Here is a 16,561-nt window from a genome sequence, read left to right as displayed (position 1 = left end):
ATTCATATTAAGCTTTACGAGGGCGTTGTATCGTCTGACGAGACGTGTATCAAGATGGGAGATATTAAATTGAAGAGCATGCTCTTCAATTTAACCCAAAACTTGGGATTTGTGTAGATACCTATGTTTAAGGGGGTGAGGATGTCAAATTTGCTTTCCGCTGTCATATGTTTTTGTTTAGAATCATCCATACCAAAGCGAATAAACAGGCATAGGCATGCAAACGAATATCACTGAACCATCTTCCAGCACAACCTTACAGTATGTGCATTGGTTCCGTCATTCTGCACCCTATATTAATGCGCATCGCAACAAAACCTTTGTCATCATGTTTGATGGTGAAGCGCTGCAACATGAAAATTTTCAACACATTATTCATGATATTGCCTTATTACACTCACTTGGTATTCGTCTAATTTTGGTGCATGGTGCTCGTCCGCAAATCAATCATAATTTACAAAGCAGCGGCATCAAGACACCATTTCATCATCACCGTCGCATCACCACTCGCGAATCCTTACCTGCGGTGATGAATGCCGTCGGTTCCATTCGTCTGCAAATTGAAGCCCTCCTGTCTATGGGTTTAGCCAACTCACCGATGTACGGCGCGCGTATTGATGTGGTCTCAGGCAATTTGGTCACGGCAAAACCGTATGGCATTCGTGACGGTATCGATTTTCAACTGTCTGGTGAAGTTCGTTCCGTCGATATCCATGCGATTCAACGTCATTTAGAGAGCCAAAATATTGTGGTGCTTGGGCCAACAGGTTATTCCACGACAGGTGAAGTGTTTAATTTATTGGCTGAAGAAGTTGCGACCAAAACCGCGATCAGTTTAAAAGCGGATAAGTTGATTTTCTTGGGCAAACAACACGGTTTGCACAATGAACATGGGCAGCTACAACGCGAAATTACACCTCATCAACTTGATCAGCATATTTTGCAATATCAAGATTCTAATCCCGATATTGCCCTGCATTTAAGCGTTGCCAAAGATGCCTCCCTACAAGGCGTGCACCGTGTTCATCTTATTTCCTATGCTTATGATGGCGCATTGATCGAAGAATTGTTCACGCGTGACGGCTCTGGCACCATGATCACTGATGCGCATTATGAAGAAGTGCGTACTGCCGATATTCAAGATGTTGGCGGCTTAATCAACCTCTTACGCCCTCTCGAACAAGAAGGCATCTTGGTTTATCGCTCACGCGAACGTCTGGAAAATGAAATTGGACAATTTGCAGTGATTGAACGTGACGGTACGATTTTGGCCTGCGCTGCGTTATACCCGATTCCTGTCACAGGGAATGAAAAACGCTCTGCTGAAATCGCGTGCGTAGCTGTGCATCCGGGGTATCGAAAATCAAATCGCGGTAGCCAAATTTTGCATTATTTAGAAGAAAAAGCGCGAGATTTAGGTATTGAACAATTGTTTATTTTGACCACACGGACAGCGCATTGGTTCCTTGAACAAGGTTTTGAACAAGTCAGTGTCGATGACTTACCGAATGCCCGTCAGGCCTTATACAACTACCAAAGAAACTCATTGGTTTGTAAAAAGTCACTTTAAAGTGGCTTTTTTTATGCGCTGAATAGCATTATTTTGCATAAGGTTATGCCTAATCCCTTGGCTATCCCCCTCAAATCACTTTGCAAGCCACAGAATAACCATATCTGCCATTTAAATAACCCAAATAAATAAATAATTTCAACAACTTAAAACAATACTTTGACACATTATATGTTTTTCTAAAATCATAATTTTTCATAAGTTTTGCTGATTTTTATTTATCTTTTTTCCTGATTTTAAATTTAAGTTTTCTTATTTTTTTCGAAAAAGAAAACTCTTTAGCTTATGTGTTCATAAATCAACAGTTCTGCAAATTTAGACCTTTATAGGAGCAACACATGCGTACTCACAAAGTAAAACTTTGGACAAAAACACTTGTACTGTCTACAGCGGTTGTGGGTGCCATGATGATGTCGGGCTGTGGCAAAAAAGAGGCTGATGAAAATGTCACCTTAAATATTGGTTTCCAAAAATATGGCTTATTGCCAATTTTAAAAGAACGCGGAACCTTAGAAACAGCCTTAAAAAGCCAAGGTGTAAATATCAAATGGGTGGAATTTCCTGCTGGCCCACAGCTGCTTGAAGGCCTGAATGTAGGCAGCGTGTCATTTGGTGAAGTCGGTGAAGCACCGCCTATCTTTGCTCAAGCCGCTCAAACCGATTTGGTTTACATTGCCAACCAACCTGCAGTTCCAAAAGCTGAAGCGTTAATTGTGCAAAAAGATTCGGCTATTCACAGTATTCAGGACTTAAAAGGTAAACGTGTGGCCTTAAACAAAGGCTCAAACGTGCATTACCTGTTGCTCAAGCTGTTGGAAGCCAATCAACTCAAATTTAGCGACATCAATGTCGTGTATTTACCACCTGCCGACGCACGTGCTGCTTTTGAAAAAGGTGCAGTCGATGCATGGGTGATTTGGGACCCGTTCCTTTCTGCTGCTGAGCATCAACTTAATGCTCGCACCATTGCCAATGGCGAAAACTTGGTGAAGAACTACCAGTTCTATTTGGCCGATCGTAAATTTGCTCAGGAAAATCCAAAAGTGCTGCAAGCTGTGGTGAATGAGTTGAATTTGACCACGCAATGGGTCTCAAAAAATCAAGACGAAGCGGCCAAGTTACTCGAAGGCAAAACCGGCTTAGGTCTAGATGTGCTTAAAACATCAATTTCTCGCTTAGGCAATCAAGTGACGCCGATTACTACACAAGTGGCGCAAGAACAGCAGCAAGTCGCTGATGCGTTTTATAACGAAAAATTAATTCCAAATAAATTAAATATTGAGTCGGCCATTATCAAATAAGCCGACCACAGCATAAGGGCGATGCCATGCGTATTCTAAGAACATTTTCCATACTGACTTTAGCCACTTTTGGCCTTGGACTCAGTGCGTGCCAAAAACAAGAAACAGCACAGCAGGATCGTGAAAAACCAACTGAAACAGCCGTAAAAACCTTGGTTATTGGTTTTCAAAAATCAGCCCTAAATTTGCTGGTTGCCCGTGAACAAAAACTCTTTGAACAACAATTTCCCGGCGCTCACATTGAGTGGAAGGAGTTCCCTGCTGGCCCACAAATGTTAGAAGCCCTTGCGGTCGGTGCGGTGGATTATGGCTATGTCGGCAACACCCCGCCTATTTTTGCCCAAGCTGCCAATAAAGACCTGAATTATATTGGCTATGAAGTGGTACCTGAACAGTCGCTCGCTGTCGTGATTCCAGCGGATAGCTCAATCAAAACCATTCAAGAATTACGTGGCAAACGCGTTGCTGTACAAAAAGGCTCGAGTGCGCATGAGTTATTAGCCAAGACTTTAGAAAAAGCCGGTTTGACTTGGAATGACATTCAACCGATTTGGATTCCACCAGCAGATGCACGTGCCGCATTTGATAAAAAATCAATTGATGCATGGGCCATTTGGGACCCGTTTTTATCTGCAGCGGAGTTGGATGCTCAAGCTAAAGTGCTGATTCAATCCGGTGATTTTCCAAAAACCTATTCATTTTATGTGGCAAATCCAAAAGTCGTTCAAGCACACCCTGATGCCCCAGCTAAATTTTTAAAGGCCCTAGACGCTTCCGATCAGTGGATTGTGAAGAACCAAAATGTGGCTTTAGAGATTTATCAAAACAGCACTGGGCTGCAAAAGAATATTGCTGCGCAAGCCTTTTCTCGCCGATCTAAACCATCTCCTGTGCGCTCGCTGACACCCGAGGTCATACAAGCACAGCAAAATATTGCGGACTTATTTAAACAAGTCCAACTGATTCCAAACAACATTCAAGTCCAAAAGCAAGTTTGGACACCTTCATCACATTGATACCCGAGCCATCAAAAATACAAGGAACTGAACATGAAAATTTTCTGGTTTATCCCTACCCACGGTGACAGTCGCTACTTAGGAACAAGTAAAGGTGCACGCCAAGTCGATCATGCCTACATGAAGCAAATTGCAGTAGCGGTGGATAATCTTGGCTATGAAGGCGTTCTGATTCCGACAGGTCGTTCATGTGAAGATCCATGGCTTACAGCTGCAAGCTTGATTGATGCCACTAAAAATCTAAAATTTCTAGTCGCGCTACGCCCAGGGGTGACAACGCCTGCACTGACTGCACGTATGGCTGCAACATTTGACCGTTTATCTGGCGGTCGTATCTTACTGAATTTAGTTACAGGCGGTGATGAGCAAGAACTCAAGGGTGATGGTGTCTATGAAGATCACGCAACGCGTTACCAAACTGCCGCGGAATACACCACAATTTGGCGTGAAATTTTAACCCGTTCACATACTGGTGAAAGCTATACCTTCCATGGCGAACGTTTGAGTGTAGACGACGCCAAATTACTCTATCCACCGGTACAAAAACCTTATCCACCACTATGGTTTGGCGGTTCGTCAGAAGCTGCTGTTGAACTCGCGACAGATCAAGTTGACACCTATTTAACTTGGGGTGAGCCACCTGCTGCGGTAAAAGAAAAAATTGCAGTGGTGCGTGAAAAAGCCAAAGCCAAAGGACGTGAACTGAATTATGGCATTCGTTTACATGTCATTGTACGCGAAACCAATGAAGAGGCATGGAAAGCAGCTGAAGAACTAATCCAATATGTCGACGATGCCACCATTGCAGCCGCGCAAGCCAAGTTCAAAACCATGGACTCTGTAGGGCAACGCCGTATGGCTGAACTGCACAATGGCGACCGTAGCAAATTAGAAGTATCTCCAAACTTATGGGCAGGTGTTGGATTGGTTCGTGGTGGTGCAGGTACGGCACTCGTTGGTGATCCTGAAACTGTCGCCGCACGTATCCAAGAATATGCCGATCTCGGGATTAGCACCTTTATTTTCTCTGGTTACCCACACCTTGAAGAGTCTATCCGTTTTGCAGAATTGGTGTTCCCATTACTGCCATTGGAAACACGTCAGAAATTGGTTCAACCTAACTTAACCGGCCCATTTGGTGAGATTGTCGCGAACAATTACACACCAGATGAAAATAAAAAAGCTGAAAAGATTCAGGAGCCGGCCTAATGTCCAAAACTGTTTCTGTTGAAACCTTCAAAGCACCGAAGGTTTCACGTGGAACACAACTCGGGCAGCGTTTGTTGCCTTGGTTGTTTCCTATTGCATTAATTATTGTTTGGCAAATTGCCTCTGTTACAGGGCTGTTAGAAAGTCGTATTTTGCCTGCGCCAAGTGCGGTGGTGGTGGCCTTTTGGAACTTACTGATCAGTGGTGAACTGTGGAAGCATGTTCAAATCAGTGCAGGTCGTGCTTTGGTTGGACTTCTAGTCGGCGGTGGTTTAGGTCTTTTTTTAGGTCTGCTGAATGGTTCATCCAAAACAGCATCGACGCTACTCGATACCACGCTGCAAATGATCCGTAACATTCCTGCTCTTGCCCTGATTCCCTTGGTGATTTTATGGTTTGGGATCGATGAATCGGCCAAACTTTTTTTAGTCGCTATTGGCGTATTCTTTCCCATTTATATCAATACCTATCATGGTATTCGTTCTGTAGACCCTCAACTGATTGAAATGGGCAAAAGCTACGGTTTGAGTGGCTGGCAACTTTATAAAGAAATCATTCTACCGGGGGCGATGCCGTCTATTTTGGTTGGTCTGCGTTTTTCACTCGGGCTCGTTTGGGTTTTGTTGATTGTGGCAGAAACCATTTCTGCACAAGCCGGCATCGGTTATATGACCATGAATGCACGCGAATTTCTACAAACCGATATCGTCTTGGTCGGGATTTTATTGTATGCCCTACTCGGTAAATTGGCCGATGTACTGGCTGTTGCCTTAGAAAAATATTTACTCCGTTGGCACTCGGGTTACCAAAAATAAGGAGCATGTGATGACCGATTTAAGCATAAGCCGTCATGCAGACGACTCAACCCAACCTCAGCGTTCTTCAGTCGAGGATATCAACCCCCATGCGGTGTTGGGCGCAGAGATCCTGATTGAACAACTACACAAATTTTATGGCGATGTTAAAGTCCTTGAGGACCTTGACCTGCATATTCAACCCGGTGAATTCTTGGCGATTGTCGGTCGTAGTGGCTGTGGTAAAAGTACCCTGCTTCGCCTCATCGCCGACTTAGAAAAACCGAGTTATGGCGAAATTAAATTTAAGTCTGCACGTCATATACGTGAAGGCATCACCAGTGATGATATTCGTGTGATGTTCCAAGACCCTCGCCTACTGCCTTGGCGTAGCATTGAGAAAAATGTACAACTTGGTTTAAGCAAAGACCAACACGCCAATGCCACAGCACTCCTCGAAAAAGTCGGTTTAAAAGACAAAGCGGGGCTTTGGCCAACACAGCTGTCAGGGGGGCAACGACAACGTACTGCACTGGCACGTGCTTTGTCACATAAACCACGTATATTGCTGCTAGATGAACCACTGGGTGCGCTCGATGCCTTAACACGTTTAGATATGCAGAATTTGATTGAAAAACTCTGGACCGAGCAAGGTTTTACCGCGATTTTGGTCACGCATGATGTAAGTGAAGCCGTGCAGTTGGCAGACCGTATAATCTTGCTCGATAAAGGCCATATTGCCCAAGAATTTCGTGTCAATTTGGCCCGTCCACGAAAAAAAGGCATTGAATTTACTGAACTTGAACAACAAGTCTTACAAGCGGTCTTGGCCACTTAAGCTGTACTTGTGCAGGAAATCATCACTTAAACCGTGTGACTTCCTGTCCTATTCAAGAACAATATCGCAACAAAACCATATTTAGCATTGAGGGGAGATTTATCGCCTGTTGACAAATACATCACAAAAATTACGATAAATCATATAAATCCATGATTAAAAATAATGATTTATTTAAATTTCACCCTAAAATGATTATTTGAAATATTATGGCATTCGTCGTATTTATTTGACCGTTGAATAGAATAAACTGCCAAAATTCATAAAATTAGAAACGATGATTGTGCACAAATCTGTTGATTTGCCGTACAATTCAATATTCCCTTTTCATTTTCTTAAAAGAGCTAATGGAACAAAAAAAGAGTACCCAGAAACGCCACCAGTTGCTTAATGCAGCACTGGATGTCTTTTCCCTGTATGGCTTCAATGGCGCCAGCTTGGATGAGATCGCACAGATTGCAGAAATGCATAAATCGAATATTTTCTATTATTATGAAAATAAAGAAGCGCTTTATGTTGAAGTTCTGACAACGGTTCTACAAAAGTGGCTTGCTCCGCTACAAATGTTGGAAGCAGACCTTGAGCCTGAAGAAGCGATCACCAATTATCTATTGCAGAAAATTGAAGTATCTCGTACCCAACCGAAAGCCTCACGTTTGTTCGCACTTGAAGTCATTCAGGGCGCACCACACATTCTTGAAATTTTAAAAGGCCCACTAAAAAAATTAGTTAAACGCAAAGCCAAAGTCATCAGCAACTGGCAAGAGCAAGGTAAAATTTCAAAAGATATTGATCCAGAACTTTTAATTCTGAACATTTGGGCAATTACGCAAAACTATGCTGACTTTGCAACCCAAATGGAAATGGTCACTGGAAAAACCTTACGTAATCGCAGTATGCAACAACGGATTATTCAACATACCGTTCATATGATGCTTTACGGTGTAATTCCACGCCCAGAAAAGTAAATTGAATTGGGTCGAATTGGCATACGACCATAGCATTCTATGGTCGCCGACCGGAATTAGCTAAATGCCTTATTTGACTGTTTGATATAATTTCAATAATTTCTTTGCGCCGAATAATAAATTTTCTTCCCAATCCAGATGCGCTGTGTCATTCGCACCATCGGTAATATATTTTACCGATACAAAGCGAACACCCAGTTTTTTACATACTTTAGCGATTGCGTAGCCTTCCATATCGACAAGATTACACGGTACTTTCGGCAGCCCAGTTTCAAAGCTGTCGCCTGTACCACAAATTCCTTTAGGCAAATGGCTAAACATGCTCTCTTGCTGAATTTCAGCAGGATGATCGGTATCCATCGGCGTCACCCCCACATCAAAACCCAAAGGCGATACATCCATATCCCGTTGTACAAATTGAGCTACTTCAACCAAAGCATGTGCATCAAAATGTGAACTTCCCGCAGTGCCCAAATTCAGCAAAGTATGACATCCGGTTTTTTGAATCACATCAAAGGCTTTAAATGCGGCATTGACTTTACCAATACCACTGTAATGTACTTCAATGCCTGCGGCTTCAAACAAGCCTTTAGATTCACTCGGCAGTGCCATAATTAAAGCGATTTGCTGACGCATAGCGGTCTCCTCAAATTGATACCTTCATATAGCATACATTTGCACGTGCGCAGAAAAAATCATCTTCAAAAATCACATTGCTCAGAAAATAAATTCCTCACACAGATTTGAATGCTATCAAATTTGAAATTGCATCGGACGTTTGCCAATAAAAGACGGTGCCAATTGTTGGTCGTGACGCAAGGCATCTAAAATCTTCTCTAATGCAATATGTGCCATATCCCCTCTCACACTATGCGAATGGGTCATCGGCATATGCTCGATGCCAGCTCTTCGCGCTGACAAAATTTTAATGTCTTGTTTGTTGACCACCCAAGTATAGGCATTCACAGCCGGCATCAATGCCTTAGACAACAATTTTGGAATCGGAAATTTATAACTGACACAGGTATAAACCCGTGACTCATACGGCCCCACAGGGCTAATCAGACTATTAAACACCATGCCCGATGGCTCTCCCCAATGGTATTCCACCAAGGTAATATTCGGCGCGATAAAACTGTCGCGGTGGACCTGTTCAGCACCATGCGGATTGGTCAGCCATGGCATCATGCCGACATCTGCATCATGGTCATGATAGTCAACGACTACTTTGCGCGGCCCGACATCTATGGTGGCATCCACGGCTTTTCCCGACTCTGAACGAAACCAGCCTTCATGGACAAATATGGTATGGGTCACATCCATAATATTCTGTGCAACAGCGCCCATCTCGCCATCATAACTGCCGACCATGTAATAACTGACCCAGCCGGCTTGATCATAAAACGGTAATTTAAATATTTCCGGGCGTTCCTGTTTGGGCTTTTCACCGAGATAAATCCATACCACTCCATCTTGCTCACACACATCAAAACTACGCTGTTTAAATGGATGCGGTTTTTCTGGAAAAAATTGTCCATTGACACTAGGAATATGCGCCACATGCCCATCGCCCTGATACGACCAACCATGATATGGACATGTCACGCAGCCATCGGTCATTTTACCCTTAGACAAAGGCACACCACGATGCACACATTGATCGAGCAATGCAGCGGCTGTTCCATCTTTTTGTCGGAACAGAACAAATTTTTTACCATGCAGGGTGGCTGAAAAAGGCTGATCTTTTTTGAGTTCTTTAGAGGTACAAGCGACGTACCATTCTTCTAATAATCCTTTGGCATCATCCCAAAAACGGGTTTGATTACACATAATTCGATCCTTATTTTTATCTTTTTGTTTTAATCCATAAGCCTTGCTCTAACACCTAGTACAAGCAAGTTTATATCTCGAAACCTGTTGATCTCTTGAAAATACGCGCAAATTTCATACATGAATGTTTTGCTTGGATAGCAAAATAACGTAACTGCATCACACGCTTGCAGAAGCTCTATATTTGTTTGCTGAAATCCGTCAAAGCCAACGCGCTATATTTTTCTTCAACGGATTTACATTCACCCGACATAATTTAAGATGTGCTCTGAGCATCACAATACGCTTTTAAACACGGAGAAAAAAATAAGCTGCCACGATAAAACCCTTGTATAGTTTTCAGCATCACCAATAACCAAAGCGTACAGAGCAAAACTGCAAAAAAGGTGCCGCACTGTTGGATAGCATTTAATTGCGTATGTTCCGCCAAATGGATGACCGCCAAATTAAAAACGCCGAATGGAAATGTCATCGCCCACCACCCGAGATTAAAGGGTAAATCTCGTAAATGTTTTAGCGTGATGAGTATAGCGATTCCAAACCACCATACACCAAATCCGAGCAGAACAAGGGCTGCGAACACGCCGCCTTGAAGCAACACCTGTCCTAAATCTGCCAAGTCTACTGCTGTCAAAATACGTGGGGCTTGCTCGCCCAAAAGTAACAGCGCTAAAGCCCCTGTCCCAATCGGTCCTAAGGCCAACCAACTGCTGATCGCCATTTCCTTACTTGGCAATTGATGTAAAGCCAGACGCAGCAACAAGATGCTTAAGATGGCAAATGCAGGAAATACTGAGATCCCCCAAAGCAGATAACTCCCCAGCAAAATATGGACAGAATGGGCCTGTGCAGGTAAATGCGCCAACAATAAACCGCCTGAACTGGCAACCACCTCGCAAGCCACTATCGGCAATAACCATACTGCGGTCATGCCTTGCAGCGCATGTTGCTGACGACTAAACATCAGAAATGGAACACACCATGCAATCGCTATTGACATCAACACATCGACATACCATAAATATTCAGCCCATGTGATGATGCTTACGCCCAAAAACTCAGTGTACAGCGTGGTGCCAAATTTCAATGCGCCATTGATCAGGGTTGCCAGTGCCATGGGGATTGCCCCAAGAAATAAACTCATCACCGGATGCTGGAAAATCTGCTTGGCTTCTTGTGGATACAAGATCCATCGGCTGAGATACATCCCACTAAACAATATGAACAACACGATGCTGATCTGCCACAACCCTGCTCCGATGGACCACATCCACTGCGGCGCCAACGGTATAGATGGTAAAATGAGGGCCACCACACCTGTACCCATCACCACCGTAAACCAGTTTGGGGTGAAATGACGAATCAAGTCTTGTTTATGCTGGAGTTGATAAAATGGCATTTTCATCGCATGATGCTCATCAAAATGGAATGTCTATAGTTTAAGCACACTAATTAATAAGAAAAATTGATTAATATTTATTTTTATAATTTATTTTACTGATAATAAATTCATCTCTGCATAAAAAAACTTGAGTAAAAACACAACAACAAGACGAACGCAGAAGATTATGGCAATATATAGCCCTCAAACATTTTCAACAATTGATTCGCCCATGAAGCTGCTCCGTCTGAATGCTTTAGCGCCCCACTTAGAACTCCCCAAAACTGCCGTGACCATTGGCAATTTTGATGGCGTACATTTGGGTCATCAAGCGATGGTCAGCCAGCTCAAAGACATAGCACAGCAACAAAACTTAAAAACAGCTGTGATGATTTTTGAGCCACAACCGCTTGAATTCTTTAAAGCTTATGATGCACCGCCTCGAATCAGTTCACTACGTGAAAAAGTCGAATATTTAACTGAACTAGGCGTCGACTATATTGTGGTGGCGAAATTTGACAATGCCTTTCGTAATCTCAGCGCCGAAGAATTTGCCGATATTTTAAAAAATAAACTCAATACACAAAGTTTAGTTTTGGGCGAAGATCATCACTTTGGCAAAAACCGTCAAGGCAATAGCGAATTTTTACGCCAATACGGCTTCCAAGTCACAGCCCTGCAAAATGTCGAAGTTGATGGCGAACGTGTCAGTTCGACACTGGTTCGTCAGACATTACAAGCAGGCGACCTTGCCCATGCCGCAAAACTTTTAGGTCGTCCTTATAGCATCACCGGTCGTGTGCAGTATGGCGATCAAATCGGTCGCACCATTAATTTTCCTACCATTAATGTGCGTTTAAACCGTCATAAACCTTGTTTAAATGGCATTTATGCAGTCGATGTCATTTGTGAAACCGAATCTTTAACAGATAAAGTAAAAAACGAAAATGCTGACAAATTAGGGGTTGCAGGTTATGCACCCTCTGCCCTGTTTGGTGCAGGGCATGTTGGTACGCGTCCCGCAATTAAACAGGAACATCCTGAATGGCGATTAGAAGTACATTTTCCTGATGTTTCTGCTAATCTGTATGGCCTGTTAATGCGGGTGACGTTCTTGAACTTTTTACATGGCGAAAAGGACTACCCTTCGCTTGAAGCACTGAAAGCCGGAATTGATGACGACGTCGAAAAGCTCCTTGAGTTTCGAGGTCAGCACCCTCATTTCCCCTTTTAAACCCCGATTATTTATTGTAAAACGCGTCAGTCAACGGGCTGATAAATTTGGAAGACAACTTGCATGAGCGATAAGCAAACTCCTGAAAATGCAGTGGATTATAAAGCCACGCTAAACCTCCCAGGTACTGAATTTGCGATGAAAGCAAATCTCGCAGTACGTGAAGCGAAATGGTTAGAAGAGTGGTATGCCGACAACATTTATCAGCAGATTCGTGCATCGCGTATTGGCAAGAAAAAATATGTGCTTCATGACGGCCCTCCATACGCAAATGGCCAAATTCACTTAGGCCATGCGGTGAATAAAGTCCTGAAAGACATCATCATCAAAAGCCGTGTAATGGACGGTTTTGACGCACCGTATGTACCAGGTTGGGACTGTCACGGTCTTCCAATCGAACTGAAAGTTGAAGAAAAAGTCGGTAAAGTCGGCGTGAAAGTAGATGCCTCAACTTTCCGTAAAGCCTGCCGTGAATATGCCTACACCCAAGTTGAATTACAGAAAAAAGACTTCGTGCGTATGGGTGTGTTTGGTGATTGGGACAACCCTTACCTCACCATGAACTTCAAACAAGAAGCCGACATCGTTCGTTCGCTCGGTGAAATTGCCAAAGCAGGCCATATTGAGCCGGGTCTTAAACCTGTGAACTGGTGTTTGGACTGTGGTTCTGCCTTAGCTGAAGCTGAAGTGGAATACGAAGACAAAAAATCAGATGCGATTGACGTTGGTTTTAGCGTTGTTGATTTAGCTGATTTATCTGCACGCCTAGGTGTTACAGTTAGCGATTCTACAGATATCGTGATCTGGACAACTACGCCTTGGACCATGCCTGCCAACCAAGCGGTTGCTCTACACGCTGAGCTTGAATACCAATTGGTGAAAGCAACTGGCGAAGACAAAGCAGCGCAAAACTTCATCCTTGCAAAATCATTAGTTGAATCTGCAACTCAGCGTTATGGTTTTAACGCAGTAGAAGTGATTGCTGAATTTGCTGGTGCAAAACTTGAAAATCTAGTACTACAACATCCGTTAATTGCTGAACGCCAAGTGCCAGTGATTTTGGGTGAGCATGTCACAGACGGCAGTGGTACAGGTGCTGTGCATACCGCGCCAGGCCATGGTGTGGACGACTATAAAGTTGGCTTACAGTACAACCTGAAAGTCGACAATCCAGTTGGCGGCAACGGTGTATATTTACCGACTGCGCCAATTTTTGCAGGCGAACACATCTACAAAGCCAATCCAAAAATCATTGCTGCTTTAACCGAAGCAGGCAAACTTTGGGCACATGTGGTGATCAAACATAGCTACCCACATTGCTGGCGCCATAAAACACCGATTATCTTCCGTGCAACACCGCAATGGTTCATCAGCATGGATGCAAAAGGTTTACGCCAAGGTGCATTGAACGCGATTGAAAATGACATCAGCTTCGTACCGGATTGGGGTAAAAACCGTATCCAATCGATGATTGAAGGTCGTCCAGATTGGTGTATCTCACGTCAACGTACATGGGGCGTGCCAATTCCATTCTTCGTGCATAAAGATACCAACGAACTTCACCCGCGTACCCCTGAGCTAATCGAAGAAGTCGCGAAGCTGATTGAACAAGAAGGTATTGATGGTTGGTATAACCGTGATGCGTCTGAGTTTATCGGTGCAGATGCAGAGCAGTACAATGCTGTACGTGACACTTTAGACGTATGGTTCGACTCTGGAACAACACACTTTGCAGTACTTCGTGAACGTGAAGAATTGCAAGACCCTGCTGACTTGTACCTTGAAGGTTCTGACCAACATCGTGGCTGGTTCCAATCTTCATTGTTAACATCTATGGCGATTAATAACCGCGCACCGTACAAAGGCTTATTGACTCACGGCTTCGTTGTGGACGAAAAAGGCCGCAAAATGTCGAAGTCGATCGGTAACGTGATCACTCCGCAAGACATCATTAAAGACATGGGTGCAGATGGCCTACGTTTCTGGATTGCGTCTGCAGACTACCGTTATGAAATGACTGCAGGTAAAGAAATCTTCAGCCGTGCATCAGATGGTTACCGCCGTATCCGTAATACGTTGCGTTTCTTGTTGGCGAACTTGAATGGCTTCAAACCATCGACTGATGCTTTGCCTGTCGATCAATTGATCGCACTGGATCAATACATCTTGCAACGTGCTGCGGAAGTGCAAAAAACCATTCAGCAAGCCTATGAAGATATGAACTTCCATATCGTGACCAGCGCATTGACCAACTTCTGTATTAATGACTTGGGTGGTTTCTACCTCGACATCATCAAAGACCGTCAATACACCACCAAAGCAGACTCTGCAGCGCGTCATTCTGCACAAACTGCGTTGTATCACTTGGTTCAAGCCTTTGTCCGCTGGATGTCTCCAATCTTGAGTTTCACCGCACAAGAAGCTTGGCCGTTGATTCCAGAGCAGTCTGAGAAATATGTATTTACTGCGGAGTGGTATGACATTCCTGTAGCTTCTACAGCGAATCTGGTGACTGAAGCTGAATGGCAAACCTTGATCACCGTTAAATCTGCGGTGAACAAGTTTATTGAAGCTGCACGTACTGCAAAAACTGTGGGTTCAAACTTGTCTGCCAAAGTTGAACTTTGGGCCAATGCTGAGCTGAAAGCTGTTTTAGACAAATTCGGTGAAGAACTGCGTTTTGTCCTCATCACTTCTCAAGTGATTGTCAATGCGTTTGATGCAGCGCAAGGTGAAGCCTCTGACCTTGACGGTTTAAATGTCAAAGTCTCTGCTGCTGATGGTGAAAAATGTGCACGCTGCTGGCATGTACTGCCAGATGTGAATACACATCACGAACATCCAGGTCTTTGTTCTCGTTGTATTATTAACCTTCCTACAGGTCAAGGCGAAGAGAGAAAATATGCCTAATCCACAAGAAAAAAAGGGCTTCTTTCAATTCTACCCACACAATTTAGTGTGGGTGGGCTTATCCATTGTTGCCATTATTTTGGATCAATGGACCAAATGGATTGCAAGTACACATCTGAACTACGCAGATCCTGTACCTGTCATGCCCTTTTTAAATTGGACATTACTACATAACTATGGCGCTGCCTTTAGTTTCTTGTCCGATGCCGGTGGATGGCAACGTTATTTCTTTACTTCACTCGCAGGACTTGTGTCTGTCATTTTTGTATTTTGGCTCATGCGTATGCCAAAAAACGTGAAAGTCCTTCCAATTGCCATTGCCCTGATTTTAGGCGGCGCAATAGGTAACTTAATTGACCGCGTATCTTTAGGTTATGTGGTGGATTTCATTCACGTGTATTACAACAACAGCCACTTTCCTGCATTTAATATTGCAGACAGTGCCATTACATTAGGCACGATTCTGCTTCTTATCGATACGTTTTTCTTAGAAAAACACCGAATTCAACGTGCGGAAGCGCAAAATGACTGATTTTATCAATCCTAACGAGGAAACTCGTATTGAAGAAGGTTCTAAAGTAGACCTTCACTTTTCTGTTGCTATTGAAAATGGCGTAGAAATTGACAATACCCGTAGCCGTGCTGAACCTGTCAGCCTTGTCATGGGTGATGGCAGCTTATTACCGGGTTTTGAGAAAGCTTTATTCGGTTTACGTGCAGGTGACCGCCGTACTGTGAGCCTTCCTCCTGAAGATGCTTTTGGTCCATGGAACCCGGAAAACGTACAAAAATTTGATACTGTCAAATTTGAGCAACGTCCTGTTGAAGGCCATATGATTGAGTTTGAAGATAAAGCCAAACAAAGTCTGTATGGGGTGATCAAAACTGTAGGTGAAGACATTACCGAAGTGGATTTCAACCACCCTCTAGCCGGTAAAAATATCACCTTTGAAGTTGAAATTTTCAAAGTGACCCCTGCCGGTCAACAAGGCGTGAAACTGATCTAAGTTTCAGCAAATAAAAAGCTCCTTCGGGAGCTTTTTTTATCACTATTTTTATAACTATCAATCGACTCGATACATTTTCTGTATATGCAACAGATCGAATTCATATTAATTTAATGCAAGACTTTAAAACAAGACGGGAAATACGATGAAACTTCATATTATTGTCGGCAGTGTCCGCGAAGGCCGTACGGCAATTAAGATTGCAAACTGGCTACTTTCAGAAATCGAAAGCTATGACTACAGTACCGTAGAAACTGAAATTGTCGATTTAAAAGAATGGGATCTGCCTATTTTTGCAGGCGCACATCCACCATTAACCGGGATTTATGACCAACCCAAACAACAAGCATGGGCAGTTGACATCCTCCCCCCCTTAAAAGCATAGGTATCTACACAAATCCCAAGTTTTGGGTTAAATTGAAGAGCATGCTCTTCAATTTAATATCTCCCATCTTGATACACGTCTCGTCAGACGATACAACGCCCTCGTAAAGCTTAATATG

14 protein-coding genes and 1 pseudogene are annotated in these 16,561 nt (G+C 43.4%); 12 read left to right on the top strand and 3 right to left on the bottom strand.

Features of this window, described 5'->3' with window-relative positions; translation table 11 throughout:
* Positions 1-217 precede the first annotated feature (217 nt).
* From argA to FTT88_RS15555, 7 genes are all read left to right on the top strand, one after another.
* Positions 218-1,570, top strand: a complete 1,353-nt coding sequence (gene argA / locus FTT88_RS15585; protein ID WP_180065999.1) for an amino-acid N-acetyltransferase — start codon at positions 218-220, stop codon at positions 1,568-1,570.
* Positions 1,571-1,908: 338 nt separating this feature from the next.
* Positions 1,909-2,871 (top strand): sulfonate ABC transporter substrate-binding protein, encoded by a 963-nt coding sequence (locus tag FTT88_RS15580; protein ID WP_168379805.1) that lies wholly within the window; start codon positions 1,909-1,911, stop codon positions 2,869-2,871.
* A 26-nt stretch (positions 2,872-2,897) separates the two neighbouring features.
* Entirely contained in the window at positions 2,898-3,887 is a 990-nt protein-coding gene (locus FTT88_RS15575; protein ID WP_180174088.1) for an aliphatic sulfonate ABC transporter substrate-binding protein, read from the top strand.
* 33 nt (positions 3,888-3,920) lie between these two features.
* The gene (ssuD, locus tag FTT88_RS15570; RefSeq protein WP_168379803.1) at positions 3,921-5,096 is read left to right on the top strand and encodes an FMNH2-dependent alkanesulfonate monooxygenase; all 1,176 of its coding nucleotides are present in this window, start codon (positions 3,921-3,923) and stop codon (positions 5,094-5,096) included.
* Entirely contained in the window at positions 5,096-5,911 is an 816-nt protein-coding gene (gene ssuC, locus FTT88_RS15565; protein ID WP_078190647.1) for an aliphatic sulfonate ABC transporter permease SsuC, read from the top strand. The genes ssuD and ssuC overlap by 1 nt, the downstream gene beginning before the upstream one ends.
* Before the next feature lie 10 nt (positions 5,912-5,921).
* Entirely contained in the window at positions 5,922-6,728 is an 807-nt protein-coding gene (locus FTT88_RS15560; protein ID WP_111886022.1) for an ABC transporter ATP-binding protein, read from the top strand.
* Between the two features lie 347 nt (positions 6,729-7,075).
* A complete protein-coding gene (locus FTT88_RS15555; protein WP_078190649.1) occupies positions 7,076-7,696 on the top strand; it encodes a TetR/AcrR family transcriptional regulator in 621 nt (206 codons plus the stop codon).
* Between the two features lie 69 nt (positions 7,697-7,765).
* On the opposite strand, the gene FTT88_RS15550 is transcribed toward FTT88_RS15555, so the two are convergent.
* The 3 genes from FTT88_RS15550 to FTT88_RS15540 form a co-directional block, all read right to left on the bottom strand.
* Positions 7,766-8,332 carry a 5'-nucleosidase gene (locus tag FTT88_RS15550; RefSeq protein WP_180174087.1) on the bottom strand — a complete coding sequence of 189 codons (567 nt, stop codon included), beginning with the start codon at positions 8,330-8,332 and terminating at the stop codon, positions 7,766-7,768.
* A 117-nt stretch (positions 8,333-8,449) separates the two neighbouring features.
* Complete coding sequence (locus tag FTT88_RS15545; RefSeq protein ID WP_180174086.1) at positions 8,450-9,526, bottom strand: aromatic ring-hydroxylating dioxygenase subunit alpha; 1,077 nt, start codon at positions 9,524-9,526, stop codon at positions 8,450-8,452.
* A 256-nt stretch (positions 9,527-9,782) separates the two neighbouring features.
* Entirely contained in the window at positions 9,783-10,931 is a 1,149-nt protein-coding gene (locus FTT88_RS15540; RefSeq protein ID WP_180174085.1) for a TDT family transporter, read from the bottom strand.
* Between the two features lie 208 nt (positions 10,932-11,139).
* Here FTT88_RS15540 and ribF point away from each other — a divergent pair, with 208 nt between their 5' ends.
* From ribF to FTT88_RS15515, 5 genes and pseudogenes are all read left to right on the top strand, one after another.
* Positions 11,140-12,141 carry a riboflavin biosynthesis protein RibF gene (gene ribF, locus FTT88_RS15535; RefSeq protein ID WP_168379800.1) on the top strand — a complete coding sequence of 334 codons (1,002 nt, stop codon included), beginning with the start codon at positions 11,140-11,142 and terminating at the stop codon, positions 12,139-12,141.
* Positions 12,142-12,204: 63 nt separating this feature from the next.
* The gene (ileS, locus tag FTT88_RS15530; RefSeq protein WP_180022897.1) at positions 12,205-15,051 is read left to right on the top strand and encodes an isoleucine--tRNA ligase; all 2,847 of its coding nucleotides are present in this window, start codon (positions 12,205-12,207) and stop codon (positions 15,049-15,051) included.
* Positions 15,044-15,583 (top strand): signal peptidase II, encoded by a 540-nt coding sequence (gene lspA, locus FTT88_RS15525; RefSeq protein ID WP_078190655.1) that lies wholly within the window; start codon positions 15,044-15,046, stop codon positions 15,581-15,583. Before ileS ends, lspA begins: the two co-directional genes overlap by 8 nt.
* On the top strand, positions 15,576-16,058 hold the full coding sequence (locus FTT88_RS15520; RefSeq protein WP_078190656.1) for a peptidylprolyl isomerase: 483 nt from the start codon (positions 15,576-15,578) through the stop codon (positions 16,056-16,058). The genes lspA and FTT88_RS15520 overlap by 8 nt, the downstream gene beginning before the upstream one ends.
* Before the next feature lie 145 nt (positions 16,059-16,203).
* Positions 16,204-16,413: pseudogene (locus FTT88_RS15515) on the top strand (NADPH-dependent FMN reductase); the annotation flags it as partial.
* Between the last annotated feature and the right edge of the window lie 148 nt (positions 16,414-16,561).

Origin of the sequence: Acinetobacter sp. YH01024 (assembly GCF_013420195.1) — a bacterium.
GTDB classification, from domain to species: Bacteria; Pseudomonadota; Gammaproteobacteria; order Pseudomonadales; family Moraxellaceae; genus Acinetobacter; species Acinetobacter amyesii.
Note: the sequence above shows the minus strand (reverse complement) of the source record. Positions and strands in the feature narration are given on the sequence as shown.

Excerpts from the sequence above, each read along its gene's own strand:
- argA (WP_180065999.1), top strand. The coding sequence starts at position 218 with ATGCAAACGAATATCACTGAACCATCTTCCAGCACAACCTTACAGTAT.
- FTT88_RS15580 (WP_168379805.1), top strand. The coding sequence starts at position 1,909 with ATGCGTACTCACAAAGTAAAACTTTGGACAAAAACACTTGTACTGTCT.
- FTT88_RS15575 (WP_180174088.1), top strand. The coding sequence starts at position 2,898 with ATGCGTATTCTAAGAACATTTTCCATACTGACTTTAGCCACTTTTGGC.
- ssuD (WP_168379803.1), top strand. The coding sequence starts at position 3,921 with ATGAAAATTTTCTGGTTTATCCCTACCCACGGTGACAGTCGCTACTTA.
- ssuC (WP_078190647.1), top strand. The coding sequence starts at position 5,096 with ATGTCCAAAACTGTTTCTGTTGAAACCTTCAAAGCACCGAAGGTTTCA.
- FTT88_RS15560 (WP_111886022.1), top strand. The coding sequence starts at position 5,922 with ATGACCGATTTAAGCATAAGCCGTCATGCAGACGACTCAACCCAACCT.
- FTT88_RS15555 (WP_078190649.1), top strand. The coding sequence starts at position 7,076 with ATGGAACAAAAAAAGAGTACCCAGAAACGCCACCAGTTGCTTAATGCA.
- FTT88_RS15550 (WP_180174087.1), bottom strand. The coding sequence starts at position 8,332 with ATGCGTCAGCAAATCGCTTTAATTATGGCACTGCCGAGTGAATCTAAA.
- FTT88_RS15545 (WP_180174086.1), bottom strand. The coding sequence starts at position 9,526 with ATGTGTAATCAAACCCGTTTTTGGGATGATGCCAAAGGATTATTAGAA.
- FTT88_RS15540 (WP_180174085.1), bottom strand. The coding sequence starts at position 10,931 with ATGAAAATGCCATTTTATCAACTCCAGCATAAACAAGACTTGATTCGT.
- ribF (WP_168379800.1), top strand. The coding sequence starts at position 11,140 with ATGAAGCTGCTCCGTCTGAATGCTTTAGCGCCCCACTTAGAACTCCCC.
- ileS (WP_180022897.1), top strand. The coding sequence starts at position 12,205 with ATGAGCGATAAGCAAACTCCTGAAAATGCAGTGGATTATAAAGCCACG.
- lspA (WP_078190655.1), top strand. The coding sequence starts at position 15,044 with ATGCCTAATCCACAAGAAAAAAAGGGCTTCTTTCAATTCTACCCACAC.
- FTT88_RS15520 (WP_078190656.1), top strand. The coding sequence starts at position 15,576 with ATGACTGATTTTATCAATCCTAACGAGGAAACTCGTATTGAAGAAGGT.